The organism is Verrucomicrobiota bacterium, assembly GCA_037139415.1.
Lineage (GTDB): Bacteria > Verrucomicrobiota > Verrucomicrobiia > Limisphaerales > Fontisphaeraceae > JBAXGN01.
The window spans coordinates 1-21,848 of the sequence record JBAXGN010000140.1 but is presented as its reverse complement, the minus strand read 5'-3'; the positions used below and the strand labels follow the sequence as shown (position 1 = coordinate 21,848).

17 protein-coding genes are annotated in these 21,848 nt (G+C 57.0%); 5 read left to right on the top strand and 12 right to left on the bottom strand.

Going from position 1 to position 21,848, the window contains the following annotated elements:
* Positions 1-142: 142 nt before the first annotated feature.
* The 3 genes from WCO56_21065 to smpB all read right to left on the bottom strand — a co-directional run bounded on the left by WCO56_21065 (position 143) and on the right by smpB (position 3,353).
* A complete protein-coding gene (locus WCO56_21065; protein MEI7732078.1) occupies positions 143-1,819 on the bottom strand; it encodes a 30S ribosomal protein S1 in 1,677 nt (558 codons plus the stop codon).
* 317 nt (positions 1,820-2,136) lie between these two features.
* Positions 2,137-2,841 carry an orotidine-5'-phosphate decarboxylase gene (pyrF, locus tag WCO56_21060; protein MEI7732077.1) on the bottom strand — a complete coding sequence of 235 codons (705 nt, stop codon included), beginning with the start codon at positions 2,839-2,841 and terminating at the stop codon, positions 2,137-2,139.
* 56 nt (positions 2,842-2,897) lie between these two features.
* The gene (smpB, locus tag WCO56_21055) at positions 2,898-3,353 is read right to left on the bottom strand and encodes an SsrA-binding protein SmpB (GenBank protein ID MEI7732076.1); all 456 of its coding nucleotides are present in this window, start codon (positions 3,351-3,353) and stop codon (positions 2,898-2,900) included.
* Between smpB and WCO56_21050 the strand changes: the two genes are divergently transcribed.
* Complete coding sequence (locus WCO56_21050; GenBank protein MEI7732075.1) at positions 3,352-3,660, top strand: hypothetical protein; 309 nt, start codon at positions 3,352-3,354, stop codon at positions 3,658-3,660. The genes smpB and WCO56_21050 overlap by 2 nt on opposite strands.
* Before the next feature lie 159 nt (positions 3,661-3,819).
* On the opposite strand, the gene WCO56_21045 is transcribed toward WCO56_21050, so the two are convergent.
* The 4 genes from WCO56_21045 to WCO56_21030 all read right to left on the bottom strand — a co-directional run bounded on the left by WCO56_21045 (position 3,820) and on the right by WCO56_21030 (position 6,666).
* Entirely contained in the window at positions 3,820-4,752 is a 933-nt protein-coding gene (locus tag WCO56_21045; protein ID MEI7732074.1) for an MJ1477/TM1410 family putative glycoside hydrolase, read from the bottom strand.
* A 22-nt stretch (positions 4,753-4,774) separates the two neighbouring features.
* Positions 4,775-5,689, bottom strand: coding sequence for a hypothetical protein (locus WCO56_21040; GenBank protein ID MEI7732073.1), 915 nt, complete (start codon positions 5,687-5,689; stop codon positions 4,775-4,777).
* A gap of 225 nt (positions 5,690-5,914) precedes the next feature.
* Complete coding sequence (locus WCO56_21035; GenBank protein ID MEI7732072.1) at positions 5,915-6,265, bottom strand: hypothetical protein; 351 nt, start codon at positions 6,263-6,265, stop codon at positions 5,915-5,917.
* Between the two features lie 110 nt (positions 6,266-6,375).
* Positions 6,376-6,666, bottom strand: a complete 291-nt coding sequence (locus tag WCO56_21030; GenBank protein ID MEI7732071.1) for a hypothetical protein — start codon at positions 6,664-6,666, stop codon at positions 6,376-6,378.
* A gap of 385 nt (positions 6,667-7,051) precedes the next feature.
* Between WCO56_21030 and aceE the strand changes: the two genes are divergently transcribed.
* Both aceE and WCO56_21020 read left to right on the top strand, forming a co-directional pair.
* On the top strand, positions 7,052-9,733 hold the full coding sequence (gene aceE, locus WCO56_21025; GenBank protein ID MEI7732070.1) for a pyruvate dehydrogenase (acetyl-transferring), homodimeric type: 2,682 nt from the start codon (positions 7,052-7,054) through the stop codon (positions 9,731-9,733).
* Positions 9,730-10,593, top strand: coding sequence for a glycosyltransferase family 2 protein (locus WCO56_21020; protein MEI7732069.1), 864 nt, complete (start codon positions 9,730-9,732; stop codon positions 10,591-10,593). The genes aceE and WCO56_21020 overlap by 4 nt, the downstream gene beginning before the upstream one ends.
* Positions 10,594-10,620: 27 nt before the next feature.
* On the opposite strand, the gene WCO56_21015 is transcribed toward WCO56_21020, so the two are convergent.
* Complete coding sequence (locus WCO56_21015) at positions 10,621-11,397, bottom strand: DUF1559 domain-containing protein (protein MEI7732068.1); 777 nt, start codon at positions 11,395-11,397, stop codon at positions 10,621-10,623.
* 82 nt (positions 11,398-11,479) lie between these two features.
* Positions 11,480-12,256, bottom strand: a complete 777-nt coding sequence (locus tag WCO56_21010; protein MEI7732067.1) for a DUF1559 domain-containing protein — start codon at positions 12,254-12,256, stop codon at positions 11,480-11,482.
* 195 nt (positions 12,257-12,451) lie between these two features.
* Here WCO56_21010 and WCO56_21005 point away from each other — a divergent pair, with 195 nt between their 5' ends.
* Together WCO56_21005 and WCO56_21000 are read left to right on the top strand one after the other, a co-directional pair.
* The gene (locus WCO56_21005) at positions 12,452-12,847 is read left to right on the top strand and encodes a hypothetical protein (protein MEI7732066.1); all 396 of its coding nucleotides are present in this window, start codon (positions 12,452-12,454) and stop codon (positions 12,845-12,847) included.
* 74 nt (positions 12,848-12,921) lie between these two features.
* Entirely contained in the window at positions 12,922-13,563 is a 642-nt protein-coding gene (locus WCO56_21000) for a cyclase family protein (GenBank protein ID MEI7732065.1), read from the top strand.
* A 17-nt stretch (positions 13,564-13,580) separates the two neighbouring features.
* Here the strand turns inward: WCO56_21000 and WCO56_20995 are convergent, their stop codons facing one another.
* The 3 genes from WCO56_20995 to WCO56_20985 all read right to left on the bottom strand — a co-directional run bounded on the left by WCO56_20995 (position 13,581) and on the right by WCO56_20985 (position 21,646).
* Positions 13,581-16,589: a hypothetical protein gene (locus WCO56_20995; protein MEI7732064.1), complete on the bottom strand. Its 3,009-nt coding sequence runs from the start codon at positions 16,587-16,589 to the stop codon at positions 13,581-13,583.
* Between the two features lie 139 nt (positions 16,590-16,728).
* A complete protein-coding gene (locus tag WCO56_20990) occupies positions 16,729-18,048 on the bottom strand; it encodes an adenylate/guanylate cyclase domain-containing protein (GenBank protein MEI7732063.1) in 1,320 nt (439 codons plus the stop codon).
* Between the two features lie 112 nt (positions 18,049-18,160).
* Entirely contained in the window at positions 18,161-21,646 is a 3,486-nt protein-coding gene (locus tag WCO56_20985) for a glycoside hydrolase domain-containing protein (GenBank protein MEI7732062.1), read from the bottom strand.
* Positions 21,647-21,848 lie beyond the last annotated feature (202 nt).

The window sequence follows — 21,848 nt, the reverse complement described above, 5'->3', positions numbered from 1 at the left end:
GGCGACCGGGCCGTTCAAGTTCTACCGCATTGGCACCGCGTTGATGCCGTAATTCGCAAAGCGCATCGTTTAATAAAAAACAGCGGGCTGTTTCCAGCCCGCTGTTTGCATATTCGGCAGAGGTGCCGAGCGATAATACTGATCAGTCGCGTTTGTTTTCCTCGTCGAACGCCTCGAACGCGTGTTGCAGCGCCACCAGGTCTTCGCCCGGCTTGAGTTGGTCGAGCAGCTTCTGCTCGGCCACGAGTTGTTCCTGCGAGTAGTTGGCCGCCTTGATGGATAGGCCAATCCGGCGGTCGCTCTTGTCAATCTTGATGACGCGCGCGTTAACTTCCTGACCGAGCTTGAGGACGTTCTTGATCTTGTCAATCCGGTCTTCGCTCACCTGGGAGATGTGGACCAAACCATCAATGTCGTGTTGCAGGCCCACGAAGGCGCCAAAGCTGGCCAGCTTGGTGACCGCACCAGTGACGAGATCGCCCACCTTGTAGAACTTATCAATGTTCTCCCACGGATCCGTGGAGAGCTGCTTGAGGCCCAGCGCGATGCGTTGGTTCGGCTTGTCAATTTCGAGCACCACCGCCTCGACGTCGTCGCCCTTCTTGAGCACTTCGGAGGGATGGTTGATCTTGCGCGTCCAGGAGATGTCGGAGACATGAACCATGCCGTCGAGACCTTCTTCCAATTCCACAAACGCGCCGTAACTGGTAAGATTGCGCACCTTGCCCTTGACCTTGGTGCCCGGGGGATATTTTTCCATGGCCTTGTCCCACGGATTGGTTTCGAGTTGGCGGATGCCCAAGGAGATCTTCTGCTCTTCCTTGTTGATGCCCAGCACCACGGCTTCGATCTCCTGATCCTGCTTGAGAACGTCGGAGGGCTTGGCGATGCGCTTGACCCAGGACAATTCGGTGACATGGATGAGGCCTTCGACGCCGGGTTCGATTTCCACAAACGCGCCGTACGGAACCAAGTTGACGACTTTGCCCTTGAGCTTCTGGCCCACGGTGTATTTCGCCTCGATGGTTTCCCACGGATTTTGCAGCTTCTGCTTCAGGCCCAGGCTGACACGTTCCTTCTCGCGGTTGATGTCCAGCACCACGACGTCAATTTCCTGGCCGACCTTGAGGATTTCCGAGGGATGCCCGATGCGGCCCCAGCTCATGTCGGTGATGTGCAGCAAGCCGTCCAAGCCGTTCAGGTCAATGAACGCGCCGAAGTCGGTAATATTCTTGACGGTACCCTTGCGAATGTCGCCCGGGACCATTTCGGTGAGCAACTTCGAGCGGCGCTCGTTGCGTTCCTGCTCGATCAACTCGCGGCGGCTCAGCACCACGTTCTGGCGTTCCTGGTTGACCTTGACGACTTTGCATTCGATGGTCTGCCCAAGGAAAACGGCCAGGTTTTTCGGGGGAATAATGTCAATCTGGGAGGAAGGCAGGAATGCTTCAACGCCGATGTTGACGATGAGGCCGCCTTTGACCGCAGCTTTGACCTTGCCGGAGACGGTGGCGCCTTCTTTGGCGATCGCCAGGATTTTTTCCCAGTTCTGCTTGAACTCGGCCTTTTCCTTGGAGATGTGGACGTAGCCCTCTTTATCTTCCAGCTTTTCGATCAGCACGGAAATTTCATCACCCACCTTGATGGCACTGAATTCCGCGAACTCAATCCCGGGCACAACGCCCTCACTTTTGCCACCAATATCCACGAGCACTTCTTTGCCGCGGATTTCCAGGATGATTCCTTTGACGATATCGCCGGCCTTCAGGGGACGGTCGAACTGTTTCAATAACTCTGCGAAGTCGGCATGGGTAGCCATGTAACAATACTTTCTCTCTATTCTACTTGCGTGGGAGACCTGGTTGGGGCACGTTGGCCCGCCGAAGACTCCGCTGCCTAACGTACCGTGCGTTGCGCTGCAACGGAGGTTAAAAAGTTAGGTTACGCGTTAACTATTTCGTTTCTCAGCCTCACTGCGACACCCGCACACACGGGGTCAAGGCAAGAGGGAGCATAGTCTCGGACAGGATGGATGCAAGCCTTATTTCAGCCTAATTCCGCGATTAACCCGGCCCCTGTTTCGATGCGCTAAAGGTCCCCTACCCCGAGCCGAAAACGGTAAAGAGGATGACCAAGCTATGGGATGGAGGCCCAAATCTGTTCCGCCGCCGCACGCGGATCGGGCGCAGCATAAATGGGACGTCCGATCACCAGCCAATCGGCCCCGGCCTTGACAGCGTCCGGGGCACTCAAGGTGCGCTTCTGATCGCCGGCGGCGTCATCGGCCGCGCGAATGCCCGGGGTGACCAATTGTATTTCTTTGGGCAGGAAACTGCGCAGCACCGGCAGTTCCAGCGGCGAACACACCAATCCCCGCAGCCCGGCATCCATCGCCAGGCGCGCCATACGCTCGACTTGCTTGCCCGGATCGGTACCCACGCCAATGCGACTCAGTTCGGCGGCATCCATACTGGTCAGCACGGTGACTCCCAACACCAAGGGCAGCGCTTTGCCCTCCTGCTGGGCGGTCTGTCGCGCGGCGTTTTCCGCCGCCTTCATCATTTCCAGGCCACCGCTCGTATGAATCGTCAGCATCTGCACATCCAGCCGGACGGCGGCGGCGACGGACTTGGCAACAGTGTTGGGGATATCGTGAAACTTCAGGTCCAGAAAAACAGCGGCGCCGGTGGCGCGAATCTGCCGGACAATATCGGGACCGGCACTGGTGAACAGCTCGCTGCCAATTTTAAAAGCCCCCACCGCCGGTGCCACCTTGGCGGCCAGCGCCACGGCTTTTTCAGCGTTGGGAACATCCAAGGCTACAATGATCGGATTTCGCATGGGTCAAAGAATACTGTGGCAGTGGAAGGTACGCACGAAAAAATTGCGGCCCGCCGTCACGATCGCCGGATTCGCGTGGCCATGGCTTGTTTGAGTTCTTTTTCGGCATCACGTCGCCGGAGGTCCTCGCGTTTGTCATATTCGGCCTTGCCCTTGGCGACACCCAGACTGACCTTGATTTTACCCTGTTTCCAGTAGAAGGAAAGGGGGATGAGAGCCTGGCCTTTGACGGCGGAAAAACCGGCGAGTTTGCGGATTTCGCTTTTGTGCAGCAACAGTTTGCGGGGCGACTTGGGCTGATGATTCTCGCGGTTACCGTGGCTGTATTCATCAATATGGGCGTTGTGGAGCCACACCTCGTCACGCTCCACACGCGCAAACGCGTCCCGAATCTGCCCCAACCCAGCCCGCAACGCCTTCACTTCGGTGCCGTGCAGCACGATGCCCGCCTCGAAGGTTTCCAGAATATGAAAATCCCGTCGGGCGGTCGGATTGGTGACGAGGTCAGCCATGAAAACAAATCAGCCAGAAGGGTTGCTTCTGGCTGAACGCCGGGCGGCAAAAAGCACCCAATTAAGCTGCTTTTCGACGTTTCTTGGGGGCGGTTTCCGCGACCAGTTCCGTCGTAATCGCCGCCTCAAAGAACATCTTGTCTTCAACAATTTCGCGCAACGCGATATCCGCCGCGCCCAGTCCAGTCGTGTCCTGGATCAACGGCCGGCTGATGCTCCCGGAGGAGTTCAACTGCCGAACCCGCTTGGAAAGCATGTTGACCAAAATGTTGGGGTTGCCAACTTTTATCAAAGCCAATCTACATAATTCCGCATTCATATCTTATTCGTAATGTCCAAAGACAAGTCGCTTACACTATGCCGGTCAATGCCCGTGTGCAAGCCTTTTTTTGGTTTTTGTGTGTAGTTCAGGTGTTGGCCGGGTTCTGCTGCAGCGCATGGTTGAACGAAGCCACCTTCTCCAGCCTTACTTTCCCGACGCGCCGAGCGTTTTAAGTTCCCGATCTGTTTCCAACCAAATCAGTCCATTCTCCTTCGCCAACTGTTTTGACAAAGTTTGCCGCTCTGTACGCTTGGGATACTCGATGAGGAGCACCGGCTTCTGCGCCGCGGCAATTTTCTTCAGGTGACCGAGCACTTCGTCGGTGTGCGACTTGGGCTGAAGCTTGTTACCATTCATGAAGAGATCCTCGATACCGATGGCGCTGATTGCGGCGAGGAAATCCGCATGCGCCAGCAGTTGCGAGCCGTTCTGCGGGATGACGAGGGCGGTGGGATTTCGCGCACGCACGCGCGCCGCGATGGCTTTCACCCAGTCCACCATGTCGCGGCGATAACTCTGCTTCGTCTCCGGGTTCACACGGTCAGCAATGAACTCCGTGCCATCCTGCTCGAATGTCTCGAAGCCGTCCACGATATCCAGATACACCCCGTCAAAACCGCGCGTCAGCGCGTCGTCAATGGTGGCAAGCATGAGCTTTTGCCATTCGGCGTGCCAATACTTCACGCGATAGTTGCCCTTCCATTCCGGGTTCTCGACACCGAGCCACGCAGGCGCGGCGGCGGTGAGTTTGCCCTTTCTCCCCCACTCTTGGCGCCAGTAGGGACGGTAGTCTTCCGCCTCGCCGATGGAAATGTAGGCGACCACTTTTCGCCCCACCTGCCCGGCGCGGATCGTATCGAGGTCCGCGCGCGCCCACGGTGTGTCGCTGGCAAACGCCGCATCGAGCACGATCCAATCGCGTCCACACGCAGTGAGCCGGTCGACGGCATCGGACTTCGTTTTCGCGAAGGCGTCGGCCTGAAGGAGGTACGCGAACGAAACGGGGGCGGATTCCGCAGAGGCGAACCGAGGCCAGAGCAGCATCACGAGCAGCGCTATGAATGGAGAAAGTTGCATGGCTTGCAGTTGTCGCCGAACGTTATTTATCAGGCGCGCCATTGGGCGTCGTCTGCATGGAATTGTTGGCTTCGGTATTCTCTTCATCGAATGCGCTAACCAGATGCCACCTTTTGCAGTGAAGACATCGTTCATAGCGTTTGTGTAAAAGATTAACTCCAAAGATTGGATGCACATAGAACGCTTTACATTCCGGGCATTTGACCTGTCCTCGAATCACTTTGCTGAACCATTGTTTGCCATACACCAGATAGGCAATCAGCGCACCCATGGCGAGAAAATAGAGCAGCACCCAAAGTTGGAGAATAATCCTCCATGTGTTTGGGCCAAGACCCCATACATTCTTTCCAGCCAGGAAGATCGGGAAATTCCCTGCAAAGTGGAGGAAGATGCAGGCCAACAGTCCAGCCACGATGCGTTTCTGATTGAACATGAGGGTAAGCGCCACTGCCGTGAACGCGGAATGCATGACACAAACCATCATCCGCTCTGACATATAGCCGCCAAGCAGATACCAGGGATACTTGGCGAACTCCGGTGATTTCGATAACAGGTTGGCTACCGTCCAGGCTTCGCCAACACCAAAACCAAGGCCGATAGCAAACGCAATGCGGTAAGCCGGTCTGGACTTCATGCGTCCATGGAGCCAGGGAATGAGAAAAGGCCACAATTTGGCAGGTTCTTCTGTTAGTGGTGCGTATAACATGCGAACGCATTGATATACGCCACTCTGTTTCCCCAGCGCTGCGGACAGCCAGCCATCAACTGGCATCCGAATCAAATGGAAAGCCAACGCGTTCATGGGGAGCATGATCAGAACCAACAGGGCGAGAAGTGGTCTGTCTTCTCGTGGGGCACGAAGAAAGAGCAAACCACCTAGAATTATCAGCGATAAAGCACTGGTGATCGAGGCTGCTATATAAATGTCAGGCATCATGTTTTTCTAGCTCAAAAAGAGAATGCCACAGGCAAGAACGGCAAAAAGGCACGTTACGAAAACCTCTGGTTTTCTGCTTGGCTCAGGTGTTGGGCTGTTGTTCGTAGCCATGGTATCCGCAAAAATGCTAACGCCGGAACTGAGCGACGCGGGCGGTCCAGCGTGTCCAAATTGGCAACTGGCGCGGCCCGCCCGCATTCGCTCTCGTGATTTTGTTATGCCGGTTCACTTTGGCCAAACCTCCTCCCGCCTTTTGAAGGTGGTGATCTTCCCCCAGCCGAGCGCGAGTCCATTCGTGCCTTCGCAGTCGAAATGAATCGTAAGTATGTAATTCCGCTCATAGAAGCGGGCGTAGTTTTGCTCGTGCAAGCAGCCGCTTGGCTCCATCTTGGAACTGTCTAGGCCCAACAGTTTAAAAGTTTCGGTTTCGGACATTCCCTGCTTAAGGTTGGCGAGTTTTGGACGTAATTCCCGTAATTCTGGCGGCTCCGGCTCTGGCGGTACCCAAGGGCTGGCACAGCCAAGCAGCAAGCACCACACCAGCAGGGTCGAAGCGGCGGTCTTATACTGTGTCATATGCAAACCGATACACCTCAGTCACACCGAACCACAAGGCATAAACCGCATAACAGTGCGCAAAATACCATCCGGCGTTGGTTGTAGTGATTGTGATATTCCCGTTCATCTCATCGGCTGTTCTGGTGGAACTCTTCGATCCTGGCCTTCGCTTCGGCCAAGCCGACTCCGGGATTCTCCTCCCGGTAGAGTTTGATGGCAGCGATCTTCTGACTTGGGTCTTTGGCCATCCGCTCGACCTCCGGCGATAGGCCGGACGGCGGTGGTGACGGTACTTCAACGCCATGGTGTTTGATGAGCGCGTCCAGCTTGTGCTGAAGCTCCCGCAACTGCCGTTCCAACCGAGCCAGGTTCATGTCCTGACGCGTGGTGAAGGCGGCGCCACCGGCAAAGATGACCACAATACCGGCGATGAAGGCGTAGTCGCTGAACTCCAGGAGTGCAAGTAGTGTTGTCGTAATGTTATGGGGTGTGATGCCGGCTGACCGGCAGATTGGCCAAAACCCGTTTTACATGGACGCTTACCATGAACCATAAGTACCCCATACCATCTTTGCATAAGGTTTTCAATGAAGAACTGACGCCGGATGATTCAAAAAATCAAATCTGATTTATCACACTGCACTCTGCATGTTTATGCCAGCTAACAGGCAGGTTAATGGACAGTTGTAATTCGCCCGATTCGAGTCTATCTTATCCGCTTTAAATGACAGCTAGGCGCTGTTAAAACCATCCGGAAAGGTCGTTCAGCATTCCGGGGAACATTGATTTATGGGTAACGAGACAATGACAACGCAAATGGCCGGCCCCAGCCGTGCTACCAAGTCCGCCATGAAAGCGGCCATGGCCTGTTTGGAAAACCTGCTCGAAGTTACGCTCGCGGAACAACAACCCGAGGAAGCCGCGCAGTTCATGAGCGATTTTGTGGAGCGTCTGAAGCGCGCGGGGTTGGAAGTGCCCCACGTGGTACGCACCCCCTACGTCAACACCATCCCGCCGGAGGATGAACCAGCATATCCAGGGGACGCGGAATTGGAACGCAAGATCAAGAGCATCATCCGTTGGAATGCCATGGCCATGGTGGTGAATGCCAACCGGGATAACGACGGCATCGGCGGACACATCTCCTCCTATGCCTCCTGCGCCACGCTGCTCGAAGTCGGCTTCAACCATTTCTGGCGCGGTGGCGACGGCCAAACGCCCGCCGACTTGGTCTATTTCCAAGGGCACGTCTCCCCCGGAGTGTATGCCCGCGCCTTCCTGGAAGGGCGGTTGACAGAAGCCCAACTGCATAATTTCCGCCAGGAACTGGCCGAGGGCGGCGGGTTGCCCTCATACCCGCACCCTTACTTGTTGCCCAATTTCTGGCAGTTCCCCACCGTCTCCATGGGACTGGGGCCGATCCTTTCCATTTACCAGGCGCGGTTCAACCGTTACCTGGCCGCGCGCGGTCTGGTCAAGGGACCGGAGCCCAAAGTCTGGGCGTTTGTGGGCGATGGAGAGTCTGATGAACCCGAGACACTGGGGGCATTAACTTTGGCTTCCCGCGAACAATTGGACAATCTCATCTGGGTGGTGAATTGTAATTTGCAGCGCCTGGATGGGCCGGTGCGCGGCAATGGCAAAATCATCCAGGAACTGGAATCCGCCTTCCTGGGGGCGGGTTGGAATGTCATCAAGGTGATCTGGGGTTCGGACTGGGATCTGCTGTTAAAAGCCGACAAAACCGGCCTGCTCCGCCGTCGCATGGAGGAGACCATTGACGGCGAATCCCAGAAGTATTCCGTGGAGCCGGGTTCGTATATTCGCAAACATTTCTTTGGGAAGTATCCTCCGCTGCTTGAGTTGGTGAATCATCTCTCGGATGATCAGTTGCACAAATTGATGCGCGGCGGCCATGACCGTCGCAAAGTGTATGCCGCGTACAAGGCAGCGATGGATCATCAGGGTGCGCCAACGGTCATTCTCGCCCAAACAGTCAAGGGCTATGGCCTGGGCGAGGCCGGCGAAGGCCGCAATATTTCGCATCAGCAAAAGAAGCTGAACGAAAAAGAATTGCGCGAGTTCCGCGCTCGCTTTGGCATCCCAATCAGTGACGAGGTGATTGCCGAGACGCCGTTTTATCGTCCGGCGGAGAACAGCCCGGAACAGAATTACCTACTGGCGCGTCGCAAGGTGCTGGGCGGCTATATCCCCGAGCGCAAGACCCGCGCGCCCAAATTAACCACGCCCACCCTGGCGGATTTTGGCGAATTGCTGAAAGGCTCGTCGTCCGCCGTCTCCACGACCATGGCGTTCGTGCGCCTGCTGAATATCCTGATCCGCAACAAGAGCATCGGGAAAAACGTGGTACCCATCATTCCCGATGAGGCCCGCACGTTTGGCATGGATACGATGTTTCGCGAGGTGGGTATTTATTCCTCGAAAGGCCAGTTATACGAACCGGTGGACCATAAATCGCTTTCCTATTACAAGGAAGCGAAGGATGGACAGATTTTGGAGGAGGGCATCACCGAGGCGGGCGCCATGGCCTCCTTTATCGCCGCCGGCACAGCGTATGCCACGCATGGGGTGCCGATGATTCCGTTTTACATTTACTACTCGATGTTCGGGTTTCAGCGCATTGGGGACATGGCGTGGCTTTCCGGAGACATCCGGGCCAAAGGTTTCCTGCTGGGGGCCACCTCGGGCCGCACGTCCCTCAACGGTGAAGGGTTGCAGCATCAGGATGGCCACAGCCTGATCCTGGCCAGCACGATCCCCACGCTGCTGACCTACGATCCGTCCTTTGCCTACGAGATCGCTGTGATCGTTGCCGACGGTTTGCGCCGCATGTACCAGGAAGGCGAGGAAGTGTTCTATTACCTCACCCTATATAATGAAAACAGCCCCATGCCGCCCATGCCCGCCGGGGTCGAAGAGGGCATTCTGAAGGGCCTCTACAAGTTCAAGACTGGACCGGATGGACTGAAACACAAAGCCCAACTGTTTGGCAGTGGCACCATCATGCGCTCCGCGCTCAAGGCCCAGCAAATCCTGGCCGAGAAGTACGATGTGTCCGCAGATGTCTGGAGCGCGACGAATTACAAGCAGCTCCGGTCCGAGGCCCTGCGGGTCAAACGCTGGAACATGCTGCACCCGTCGGAGATACCGCAGAAGTCCTATCTGGAAACGGTTCTCGAAAAACAGGCCGGGCCGTTCATCGCGGTATCCGACAACCTGAAACTGGTGCCGGATCAAATTGCCCCATGGGTGCCGGGCGGGTTGCTGACGCTGGGCACGGACGGCTTTGGCCGCAGCGACACGCGCGAGCGATTGCGCCGATTCTTCGAGGTGGATGCCGAAAGCACGGTGATCGCCACCCTGTACTCGCTTTGCCAAAAAGGTGCGATTAAACCCGCCGTGGTGACCAAGGCCATCAAGGACCTTGGAGTGGACCCGGAAAAGGCATTTCCTTATTGCGTGTGACCTTTTCGATCATCACCGCCAGTTTTCGGAGCAACCAGTGGCTCAAACTCTGCATCCCCTCGGTTGCCGACCAAGAGATGGCGGTGGAACATCTGGTGCAGGATGGCTGTTCTGATGATGGGACTTTGGATTGGCTACCGTACGATCGGCGTGTGAAAGCCGTGGTGGAAAAGGACCAGGGCATGTATGACGCCATCAACCGTGGCTTGCGGCGAGCAACCGGGGACATTTTGGCCTATCTCAATTGCGACGAGCAATATCTGCCCGGTACACTGGCGGCGGTCGGTGAATTTTTTGAGCGACATCCCGAAGTGGAGGTGGTGTTTGGGGACGCGGTGGTGGTGGACAGTGCGGGACGGTACCTGTGTCATCGCCGCACCGTGTTGCCAACCTACTACCACACGCTGGTTTCCGGTAACCTGGCTACGCTCACTTGCGCCACGTTTTTCCGCCGTCGGTTGATCACTGAGCGTCAGATGTTTTTTGACACCCGGTTCAAAATCGTTGGTGACGGAGAATGGCTTCAGCGGCTGATCAAGCAGCGGGTGCCCATGGCGGTTTTGCCACGATTTACCTCGGTGTTTACGGATACTGGAGACAATCTATGCCTGAAACCGAGCGTTGTGCGCGAGCAACAGGACCTGGCCAGCCTGGCTCCCGTTTGGGCACGCAAACTTCGGTTCCTGTTCATTCTTCAGTACCGTCTGAGCAAACTGTTGGCAGGGCACTACCAGCAAGTTCCCTTCGAGTACTCCCTCTACACCCATACGAGCCCGGGGCAGCGGGTACCTTTCAGCGTGAAGCAGCCTACCGCCGTGTGGAAGCGGGTCAGCCCTCCCGCCAGTGGAGATGGACGTTAAATTGACCAGGTTCCAGAGGCGACCGGGCTATTGGAAATAATTCCGATAATTCGGTTCAACCGCCCACACGTTGATCGGTTGAATGGAGCGCGGGAATTTTAAATATCGGGCGCTTCCATCCGCAAACGTATAATTGGAACCGCCACTGGCGGAATTGGTCCCGCTACTCATGTGCCGGCTGTGCTCCAACTCCGTTTGGTCATTGCCAGCCGGAGACTCCAGCATATCCATGTAGTATTGTTTTGAGACGGTCTCTTTCTCGCCAAAAATAATCGTGTCCGAGGTGTCGGTAATATGGGCGATATTCATGGAGTTGCTCTGCATCAGGGGAGTAATTTTATTAAAGGATCCCGGAAAGTCAGCCCAAGTTAATCCCAGCACCGTGGCGTAATAATCATTGAATCCGCACATCATGTAACTGCGCGGCGCGCAATCCGCCGCATTGGTGGTTACGCCACCAGTACCTGGGTTTGGACCATCGGTGGGGCAGATCAAAATTTTCAGATCCTGATAGCCACTTTTCAACAACGTGGGCCAGGCGGGCGTGCCCAAGGCGGCTGAATACCGTGCCGGCGTGCGACTCTCGTAATCATCCGTGTACATCACGTACGACAACCCAAGCTGTTTCAGGTTGTTGAGGCAACTAATCTTCCGGCCGGCCTCCTTGGCCTTGGCTAGAGCCGGCAGCAACATGCCAGCCAGAATGGCAATGATGGCGATGACCACCAACAGTTCAATCAATGTGAACGCGAATCCCGCCGGAAACGACTGGGAACGCTGCTTATTTTTCAAAATTGTTTTCATGGTTGTTCTTTCACAGGGAAGGCGGCATGTTTTCAGATAAAAAATGGGTCTGGGATTGCAGGTGACACGGTTTCGCGCCCAATCAAGGTATGACAAAGGCACTGTTTGTTCGGTAATAATCCACCACCGCCCAGAGGTTTTCAGGCGCCATGGAGTGCGGATATTTCAAATAACGGGCACTGCCATCCGCAAACGCAAAATCCGACCCGCCACTGCGGGAATTGGCGATGCCGGTGCTCATGTGGCGGCTATGCTCGATTTGGGTATAATCATTCCCGGTAACCCCGCCAGTATCTTCGAGCAAATCCATGAAGTAATGGGGAGAGTCATTTGCCTTTTCACCAAAAATAATCGTGTCTGAGGTTTTTTTGATATTTGTCACTTTGAACGCATTGGTTCCCATAGCCGCGCTGATGAGATTGAAATCCACCTTCGACGGATCTGGGTCCGCATAAAAATCATTCCAGTTATTGATCATGTAACTGCGGGGGCTGCGATCTTCGACTGAGAATGAGGTGCTGGTGCCAGTGGCGGGAGACAGCGGGCCATCGGTCGGACACACCAAGATTTTCAAATCCTTGTAGTTGTCCCGCAGAACCGTTGGCCAGGCCGGATGGCGGCGCAAGGGCGCCAAGTCATCATAGTCATCCGCGTACATGACAAACGACAACCCAAGCTGTTTCAGGTTATTGATGCAGTAAATTTTGCGCCCGGCCTCTTTGGCCTTGGCCAGGGCCGGCAATAACATGCCGGCCAGGATGGCGATGATGGCGATGACCACCAGCAGCTCAATCAACGTAAACGCGAACCCTGCCAGAAACGGCTGGGAACGCTTATCGTGCTTCAAGATTGTTTTCATGTTTGGTTCGGTATCGCGCTATTTCTCAAAAAAAGACGAATTATAATCGCCGCTGTAACGTCCAACCATTATGCAAACGGTTGTAACCTTCCGCACGGTCGGAGGGTCATAACCACTGAGACTGTTGATCTTATGACCAGACGTAACATATTTTCACTGTGCCTGCTCCTGCTCTTAGGAGTCGCTTACTGCTATATGAATGACTGGTTTCGCAAGCCGTCTATTCAAATTACTCCGAGCATTCGCCCCGGACGCACCTCCAAATTGAATCCGGATGTGTTTCCCGTAACTTTTATGCTGGATGGCAAATACCGTCTCACCAGCCTCAAGGTCGTTTCCGTGGATGACATCAAGACCAACAAACATCCGCGCGTCATCTGGCACATGATTTCGGATACCGCCTCGCAGCCGACCAAGATTATCATCTATGGCGCACCGATCAAAGGCATGAAGCCCAGTGTGCCGCGTGCCCGTCCGGACCCGTTGCAGGCCAACATCCCCTATCGGATGTTCCTCGAAGCCAGTGACGAGTATCAAGGCCAGGTGGATTTCAAAACCGTCGAAGCCGTCGCGCCGTCCGCGCAAAATTAGCGAATGGCGAGGTGGTGGGTTTGGACTTTGGGTTGGGCGTTGGTTTACACGCCAAATGATGGCATGTTTGCTTTATGAAATCTGAATGGCTGGATATCAGTGTTCCGGTGTTTTCCGGGATGGTTCACTGGCCCAACGATCCGCCGGTGGACATACAATCCCTCCACGCGATAGCGGCAGGCGCCAGCAACAACCTCTCCGCCATTCACATGAGCGCCCATGCCGGCACCCACATGGATGCCCCCCGGCATTTCCTGCGGGACGGCACCGGCATTGACACCGTGCCCTTCGATGCGATCATCGGTCCGTGTCGTGTCTTGGAAATTCGTGATGCCCACACTATTTCCCCCGCTGAGCTTATCCAGTATCAGTTACAGGCCGGGGAACGTCTGTTGTTCAAGACCCGCAATTCTTCCCGCAACTGGGAAAACGCGCCGTTCGATCCGGATTTTGTCTATATTCCAGCGGATACCGCCCGCTTCCTGGCTGAGGCGCGAGTGCTGACCGTCGGGATTGATTACCTCTCGGTGGGTGGTTACAACAAGGATGGCACGGCCTCGCATCGCACCCTGCTCGGCGCGGGTATCTGGATCATCGAAGGATTGAATTTATCGCACGTTCAACCCGGCGATTATGATTTGATCTGTTTGCCGCTGAAATTGGTGGACGGGGATGGCGCGCCCGCCCGGGCAGTTTTACGCCGCCGCAGCCAATAAATTTCATGGTGTAATTCTTATTTCTCCGGGAGGCGTTGGGTGGTTCCGTCGGCACGTTTCCAGTCAATGCTGCTGCCGTCTTTGACGCCATGAATCCCTTCGATGGTGTTCTTCTCCAGCACCACCACGGCATTGGTTACATCCGTCTGAAACGCCACCGGCGCATTTGTGCCAGTGGAAACCGGATACCAAAAATAGGCGTGATTCCGCCGAAAGACAGTATAGTCAGAACCGTTGGCCGCATGATAACCGGTTTGCGCATCCCGCACCACGTTGAACTCCACAATCGTCCCTGCGACGGATACCGCACGGTCTCCCGCCACTTCCATGGTCTTTTTGGCAGTGAGAATGACGCCGTCGGTGCGGTTGCGGATAAAGGAGTTGTGACGAAGCACGTTGCCCAAGGCGCGGGGAAATTCGACCGGCAGGTTTGGCGCGTCGCCACTGGTTACCAAGGCACCAGCGCTGCATTCTTCGGTGCGATTCCCCTCGGTGACATTCCAAAAGAGCGGACTGATCCCGCGATTCCAAGTGCGCGGCATTGAGGAGGCCAGGGTGGTGCCGTTGGCGTACAGGTAAAAGCCGGGCTTGCGCTGGCGCGCGATGGTGTTACCCGCAATCACATTCTCGACGCAGGAAATCCACAACTGGATGCCCGTCATGCCATCCGGCGTATAATTGTTCATGATGTGATTTCGATAATAACCGGTCCCCACCGCCACGATGCACCCGGCGCGGGGCGGTACCCGCCATGGTTTCTCAAGTACCAGCCGTTCGCCAACCCGGCGGATGACCCGCCGCGTTTGGCCCTGGCCCTGGCCGGAAAAAATGGTCACATAGTACTCGCTGATAGGTGGTTCCTCCGAGCCATCATCCGCGTCCGGTGGCCAGAATGGAGTTTCATTGCCGGCGGTGTCGTGAGCGAGTTGGTCGCGTTTGACGTTGCCCAGACGGTTATCCGGGGTTGGCGGCACTATTTTTGGCAGCAATACGCCTTGGGCGTCCGCGTCCGCCAGCGAGCCAAAGAACATCGTTCGATGGTTAGCCTCGAATAAGATCATTTCACCGACATTTTGATCTGTGCCGGCAACCCCGCCGAATCGGGCTTGGCCAGTGCCCACCGTGGCTCCAGGCCCAAGGGCCGGTTCCACCCCGTTTCGGGCCAGCCAATTATGGGTGATGGAACCATGCCCGGTGGAGAGCCAGATCAGCCTTCGGGCCGTGGGACCGCCGCTCAATGCCGCGCTGGGGGATGCCACGACGTTCCCTTCAATCAGGCATTCCTCGATCGTTTCATTACGGCCCAGGATGGCCGCCTCGGCATTCCCCCCAAAGCGGGTGACCGATACCAAACGATTCCGGGCGAACTCGGTGGTGCGCGCGCCGGAAATGAAAAGCGGCGCACGGCCCCATAATTCATTATCGCAGACCCGCGAATCGCTGGCCTTGCGGAAATACACGCCGCAATTCTCCCCTTGTTTCCCCTCGCAATCGGCCACGCGCACGCGCTCGATCCGAATGCCCTGCAGCCAAACCAACGGGTCGAGTGACCGCACGGCAATTCCCAAGTTGACCTGGGCATTGCCTGCAATGCTCAAATCTCGTACCCCCGCATGGTCTCCGCATAGCCAAACTGCCGCACGTTCGCCACCCGGCAGCGCGCCATCTTTGGAGGTGAAGCGCGTGCAATCCTCGCCCTGCAACACGACCACCGTGCTGGAATTGGTTGGCGGCGGCGACATGGTGGGCACATAAGCTGGATCCAAGGCAAATACATACGCATCCAGGCTGACGCCACCGCCTTTGACATTTTTCCAAGTCAGTTTGTGATGACCAGCGGTAAGGGCATGTGTTGCGGAATTCGTCCAACGGAATGCGCCAAAACCGCCGGTATTTTCCAGATTCTGTAGTAATACCGGTGCCGCGTTATCCGCCTGCAAACTCATGTGCCCGCTAACGCCAGGTAGCTTCCAAGGAGACATATCCGTGGCGTACCGTACCCAAACAGTCCAGTTACCGGTTTTGGGAATATCCAGATCGTACTCAATAGTGTCGCCAGCGGTATGCACCGCCCCCGGTGCCGTTCCCCATCCTGGTCCGCTTAATCGGGCGAAGTGAACGGACGGATCCATCACCAATTGCAGCGTGGTTGCCTCCCGACCGGCCCCTTGCAGTGTCACCCCGGCGGGAATGCGTAAGGTACCGCTAAAGGGCACATTGCCCGGCGGCAATTGTACCGTCCCACCGCCGCGCGTGGACAGCGTATCCATCGCCGCCTGCACCTCGCTGCTTTTCACGCCGGCCTTTAATTGGACCGAGGCCGAACCAAGCGATTTCACGGATTGCAGGGATTTAGTGTCAGCCTCGGTCACGGTGATTTTCAAGGGTTCGCTCCACCCCCATTCTCCGCCATTCCCCGCATGGACCCAGACTTGATAGTCACCGGCAGCCAAAGACTCCGGCACTTCAAACTGAAGTTCATATTTGCCGCTGCGAATGACGCGCGCCCAAACGCCAGGGTGCCCCGCAGCCGCGATATAGACATGACCGCGCACAAAATCCGGGCGGCGGGCCAGATTACGGCCAAACAGCCGAACAGTCTGTCCCACCGCAGCCTTGGCGGGATGGCACCACCATAGCACCGGTTGGTTCAGCACAATTGGTGCGGAGTATCCAGTCCCGTTTTTTGCCCAGACGAGGAACGGACCATCGGCGGCGCGTTCCGGTAGCGTAGCCGCCAGCAAACCATTGGTAAGGAACTGCGCCTTGCACTTCCATTCCTGTCCGGCGGGATTCTCAGCACTGCCTCCCCACACCAACAAGGTGGTGGTCAGTTGGTCGCCGATCAATAGAAACGTCTCGTCGGGTCCCGCATCCTGGCTGTGCTCGAAAACCAGCGGTCCTCCAGCAGCGATTGTGATGGTGGGTGGGTGAAAGGCGTTCCCGGGAGTTTCCGGTACCGGCTTGGGATTGGCAGCCACCACGCCGCTCAACGCCATCCCAATGAATGCGATCAAGTATTTCATGCTGGTTAGCCTATCGGGCTCCGTCCCGGATTTCACCTGAAAAATTGTCGAGTGCCTCGCGGCATTCTCTGGAAAATTTGACTCAAAAGCCAATTTTCTTCATCTGGAATCATCCGCCAACTCCAGTCTTCTGTAAAACTCAGGCCTGGCTTATGACGGGTTCCGTCATGGGCGCAAAGACCTGTACCAGGTTGCGTTTACCTTTCACTTGGCACTCGATGCCGGGCTTGAATTGGAGGGTGTTGCCCACCAACTGTCGGGTGATCTCTGAAACCAGAACCGTTTCGCCGCATTCTTTGGTGAGTCCTTCAATGCGTGAGGCAACATTTACCGTGTCACCGATGACCGTGTATTCCCGGCGGGCGGGCGTGCCGATGTCCCCAATGATCGCCGGGCCGGAGTGAACTCCAATACCAATGCGCAACGGAGTTTCACCGCGCGCCATCCGGGCGGCATTGAGTTCCGCCAACGCCAACTCCATCGCCATGGCGCAATGCACTGCCCGCATTGGATGGTCGGTTTGCGGCACCGGGGCGCCAAAATAGGCCATGATGCCATCGCCGATAAACTTGTCCAGAGTGCCATCATGATCAAAGATGCATTGCACCATGCACTCATGGTATTCGCGTAATAACGCGAGCACTTTTTCCTCGGGCATGGCTTCGCTTTGGGCCGTAAAATCACGAACGTCGGCAAAGAGCACCGTGATGTTGCACTTCATGCCGGCAGCGATGACCCCCTGATGGGAATTGAGGTAGTTGGATACCTGCGGCGAGAAATAACGCCCCAGACGTTCCCGGCGCACCTGCTCGGAAGTGATGCTTTTTAACAAGGCAATCCGCCGTTGTTTGGTGTAAAGACCGAGCGCGGCGGCGAGCACCAGCAAGACCAGACTGGCAATGGCTTCCGTGGGCCGTCCGCCGCTAAATGACAGTAACCCGAACATGCACAGTTCGGTCAGCACCAGGGTGACCAGGATTTGCCAGTTTTCCGAAGTCAACCCGGCAAAAAAGATGGTGATGATGAACATGGCCAGGCAAACGCCAGCCATACCGGCGGTGTCGGGGCGGTCGGCGAAGGCAATCAGGTGTAACTGAAAAATAAAGGGGACATCAATGACCGTCACCCCCAGCCGGCTGTGGCGTTGGAACGTGCGGCCGGCGAGGCTGCCGACGTATAGAAATACCGCCAGCATCCAATACGCCCAGATCAGCCACAAATTATCGCGCCACTGGTTCTGGTGGTAGCCGTAAACCAGGATAGTGCGGGCCACCGCAAAGCCGGACACCCCAACCAACCGCAGGAAATTCAGACGCTGCGTGTTCAACCGGTTTTCCTCTTCCAACGCCGCTTTGAACGCGCTGGTTTCATCCAGCAAGCCTAAAACATTGACCACGCCCTTCTGCAAGCGTCCGAGCGTGCGGCGGGCGGGCTGAAATATGATGCTTTTAGTGCTCATGCTACGAATTTCTCAGTTTAGCACAATCCGTCCTACCGAGGAAGATTTAATTAATCATTGGAATTAGTCCGGGTGCGTCCGTCAGATTCAATTTCGGCGGGCGGCACTCGCGTTATTTACCCAGTTCCACGATGGCCGCATTCACCGCTTTGCGAATCCGGGGAATCTGATCGGGGTCGGCCAGAATCTCCGTTGAGCGCGGGCCGCCGGCGTTCGGGATTACCACCAGGTCTTTTGCCAGCGTTAGCGCACGCTCTCCCGCCGCCGTCGAACGTCCCGATTTGCTGGCTTTTTCCATCAGCTCTTTCAGCAGGGACATGGCTTCAAAATCTTCCAATCCCTCGCGGATTTGTTCAAAACGAATGGTGCTTACCGGGCCATCCACACCCACGCGCTGGCCTGGATAGCTGAGGAATCCGTCGCCATTCGGATAGCGAATCCAGTAATGACGTTTGCCGTCGTCGCTCTGGCGGATGAACCAGTGCCAACCCAGTTTCCAGGGGTCGTAGGTCCACCAGGAAAGCCCCCAGAATTCAAAACCCTTCATGCCGTATTTCAGGCAATAGTATGGCAGCATCCGCTCCGTCGCGAGATACGGCGTGTCGGTCGCCTGCTGGCCGTCGCAGGTGAACAACATGGTCTTGCCGCGCTTTTGCAGCCGTTCCATTTCCGCCACCGGGAAGCAGCCGTATTGGCCCACCCCCCACAGGTCGAGGGCGTTATCCCACGCCGGGCAATGCTGCCAGGTGCTCGAGTAGATCGGGATTTCACCGTCCACTTCATGAATGATGGCGCACAGTTTCTTCATCTGCTCGACCACGAACTCGTGCGTGAAGTGAGGCTCGTCCGAGATGTAATACACGAACTTGTCATGCCAGCCTTTCGCACACACGTGATCCGTAAACAGCCGGTAGGCCTGCTGGAAGGCGCTCGTCCACTCGGGCGTGAACGGCTCGAATCCAAAGAATTTTTTCGGCGGATAGGCCCAGCCGAACATGTAGAAGAACTGCGGTGTGTAGCTCACGTTCATTCCCAGCTCTTCAAAGCAGAACTTCGCCGCCACATCGAACTCCGTCGTGTCCATCGAAACTTTTCCGTCCTTGTAAGTGAACTTGGGCGGCGGCTCGATGCCACTGATGCCGAGCCGGTGCGCGGCAATAAAGCGCAGCCACTTCTCGCGCTCGCCCGGGGCATCGCCAGTCGGTCCGTACCAACCGCCGGGACCGCGGCGGAAATCGAAAATGACCTGCAGCCGCGTGCGCTCCGGCAACGTGAAGGGGTGAACCATCACGCTGAGCGGCAGCGTGGTGCTTAACTTGCCCTCGGCGAGGACGTTAATTTCGCCGCGATATTCGCCCGGGGCCGCGTCGCGCGGGGCGCGAACGGTGAGCCAGACGGGCTGCGTCCGATTGGTGGCGAGCGGGAAGCTGGCGGAAGGCACGAGCGGATCAGGCCATTCGCCAGCCCAACCATCGGTCAGGCTGCTGCCGCGCGGGACTTTGCGATACCAATCCGGCACGTCGGTGGTGTAGTAGCCGCTGGGATGATCAATCGGCACGAAACCAACCGTCTCAACGTTCACTGGCGGCAGGGTGGTCCCCGCGCTATTCTTCAAGGAGGATACCCGAACCAGCACGTTTGAAAAGGCTGCGCCAAAGCGGCCTCTCAACGCCAGTTGAAACGGCTCGAATTCGTTCTTCGCCAGCTCCACCTGTACACCTTGTGACTGGACCTGCGGTGGAGTGTCCGGGAACACTTTCACCAGCGGATTCACTTCCCAGACCTGGAGCGGCTGGTTGGGCGGCGGGGCGCTGCCCGTCGCGCTCAGGACGTGTTCGATTTGGCCTTCCATCACCTCGCACAACAAGATGCCGTCGTGGCGGAGCGTGCCGGACGTGTTCATGGTGAGATGCAGCGTGATTTTGGCGGCGTCTGATGGCGCGGTGAGCAGGCCCGTGGAGTTCACCCATTCCGAATCCCCACTCACATTGGGGCTGGTGCTGGCCATGGCGCCGGATTTGCAAAGCACGCCGTTGGCATCGTGAAAGTGCGCATGCATCGTGGCGGAACTTTTTAAACCGAGTCCCTTGAGCCAGCCGCTCAGCAGATAGGTCGCGCCCGGTTTCACGCGAATCGGTTGAGAATTCCAGCCCACCCAATCCTTTTTCGTATTCTCCGGCACGGCCAGTTCCAAACTGCGCTGTCCGAACTTGGCATCCGGGCTGAACCCCGCCGTCACCTTGCTGGCGGCACCCGACTTGGGCTTGATGAAATTCTCCGGCGCGTCGGTGCCCCGCTCAAAGCTGCCGTTGGTGACCAGATTGGCTGGGCTGTCGAGCAGTCGCTGATAATCAAGTTGAGCCGAGGTCGCCTCCGGCCTTGCCGCCGGTCCAAACCCAACGTGAAACCACTGCTCTGAGCGCGCCGCCAGCTCCGTGGCGATCAATAAATCTCCGCCGCGTCCCAGGCGATACGACGGCACTTCTCCGCCATGGCCCGCCAGCACGCGGATGGCGGCCTGGTGCGACACTCCGGGCAGCCGTGCCAGCGCGTAGTTCAAGTTCACCCGCACCAGCGCGGGCGAAGCGGTCCGCTCGCTGAAATTACGGGCAACCACCTCGGCTCGGTTCAGGAAATCCGGGCCGGGTTTGATTTTTGTCACGGCTTCGTTTTTCAACTCCAACCGCTCTACCGGCCCTGCTAAAACACGGAGCGCGCTTTTACCCCCGCCCTCGATGAATTCCGCGTCGTCAAACCATGCGCGGCCCGTGCCGCGTAAGACCGTGCCGATGGTGGCGGAGCGCGCGTTGGTCGGCGCGGTAAACGTCACGGAAACCAGCTTCCAATCAAAGGCTCCGCTGCCGGCGTTGAGCGTCTGGTTGACGACCTCTCCCCGCTCGCCATAGACGTGAATGTACCAACCCGCGTAGCCAGTGACGTTGTCCGCGCGCACCCAAGCGCGCAGTTGATAGGTGCGTCCAGGCGTGACGGGAAGCTGGGTTTGCTGCCATTGCACCCAAGTCGCGGGCGCACCCGCCGCCACTTCCGCTTTGACACAACGGCTGCCGTTGCGGCCGCCGTTTTTCTCCCAGGTTAGCACATGCTGCTCGTCGGTCATCGCCGGTACCCACGCCTCCGGCGCCACCTCGCCCGTTTCAAAACTACCATTGCGGAAACCGGCGGGCAGGAAATCCGGCACCGCCCACGCCTGATCGTTACCCGCATAGACAAACAAGGGCGCCGTTGCTTTCGCCTCACACTCGGCGGGCACGATCAACTGATCCTCCACGGCGAGTTGGCCGGTGCGCTTGACGCCGCCCCGCGCGTCGCGCAGATCGAACAGCAACTCCACACCATCCGGGCGGCAGACGCGAAGCGATTCCACTCGCGCTCCGGCCAGCGCCGGCACGGTAAAACTGACTGGTTCGCCAACCACCGCGTCCGTCCCATCATTGGCGACCTGCACTGGTACGCGCAATCGCCAGTAGCCATGATTCGCAAGGTAAAGCGAACCCGGCCACGGCACCGTGGCGGTGGCGGCCAGGATTGGCAGAGCCCCTAAAAGCAATAACCCGATGGAATACCTCGTGATTTTCATGCGCAGAGAATTATCGGAAACGGGAACGCAAGGCAACCGGAAATCACCTTTGCCGCCGGTTGTTGTTGAAACCCCATTCGACGTTTCGTTCTTCGGCGTTCGGATTTTGCTCTTCAGCTTTCGTTATTCCAATGAGCTTTCAAGATGAGGCTAAGGCGCGCAGGATTTTGGGCGGCTGGCGAGACGCGAGCGAGGCGCATAC

Excerpts from the sequence above, each read along its gene's own strand:
- WCO56_21065 (MEI7732078.1), bottom strand. The coding sequence starts at position 1,819 with ATGGCTACCCATGCCGACTTCGCAGAGTTATTGAAACAGTTCGACCGT.
- pyrF (MEI7732077.1), bottom strand. The coding sequence starts at position 2,841 with ATGCGAAATCCGATCATTGTAGCCTTGGATGTTCCCAACGCTGAAAAA.
- WCO56_21050 (MEI7732075.1), top strand. The coding sequence starts at position 3,352 with ATGAAAACAAATCAGCCAGAAGGGTTGCTTCTGGCTGAACGCCGGGCG.
- smpB (MEI7732076.1), bottom strand. The coding sequence starts at position 3,353 with ATGGCTGACCTCGTCACCAATCCGACCGCCCGACGGGATTTTCATATT.
- WCO56_21045 (MEI7732074.1), bottom strand. The coding sequence starts at position 4,752 with ATGCAACTTTCTCCATTCATAGCGCTGCTCGTGATGCTGCTCTGGCCT.
- WCO56_21040 (MEI7732073.1), bottom strand. The coding sequence starts at position 5,689 with ATGATGCCTGACATTTATATAGCAGCCTCGATCACCAGTGCTTTATCG.
- WCO56_21035 (MEI7732072.1), bottom strand. The coding sequence starts at position 6,265 with ATGACACAGTATAAGACCGCCGCTTCGACCCTGCTGGTGTGGTGCTTG.
- aceE (MEI7732070.1), top strand. The coding sequence starts at position 7,052 with ATGACAACGCAAATGGCCGGCCCCAGCCGTGCTACCAAGTCCGCCATG.
- WCO56_21015 (MEI7732068.1), bottom strand. The coding sequence starts at position 11,397 with ATGAAAACAATTTTGAAAAATAAGCAGCGTTCCCAGTCGTTTCCGGCG.
- WCO56_21010 (MEI7732067.1), bottom strand. The coding sequence starts at position 12,256 with ATGAAAACAATCTTGAAGCACGATAAGCGTTCCCAGCCGTTTCTGGCA.
- WCO56_21005 (MEI7732066.1), top strand. The coding sequence starts at position 12,452 with ATGAATGACTGGTTTCGCAAGCCGTCTATTCAAATTACTCCGAGCATT.
- WCO56_21000 (MEI7732065.1), top strand. The coding sequence starts at position 12,922 with ATGAAATCTGAATGGCTGGATATCAGTGTTCCGGTGTTTTCCGGGATG.
- WCO56_20995 (MEI7732064.1), bottom strand. The coding sequence starts at position 16,589 with ATGAAATACTTGATCGCATTCATTGGGATGGCGTTGAGCGGCGTGGTG.
- WCO56_20990 (MEI7732063.1), bottom strand. The coding sequence starts at position 18,048 with ATGAGCACTAAAAGCATCATATTTCAGCCCGCCCGCCGCACGCTCGGA.
- WCO56_20985 (MEI7732062.1), bottom strand. The coding sequence starts at position 21,646 with ATGAAAATCACGAGGTATTCCATCGGGTTATTGCTTTTAGGGGCTCTG.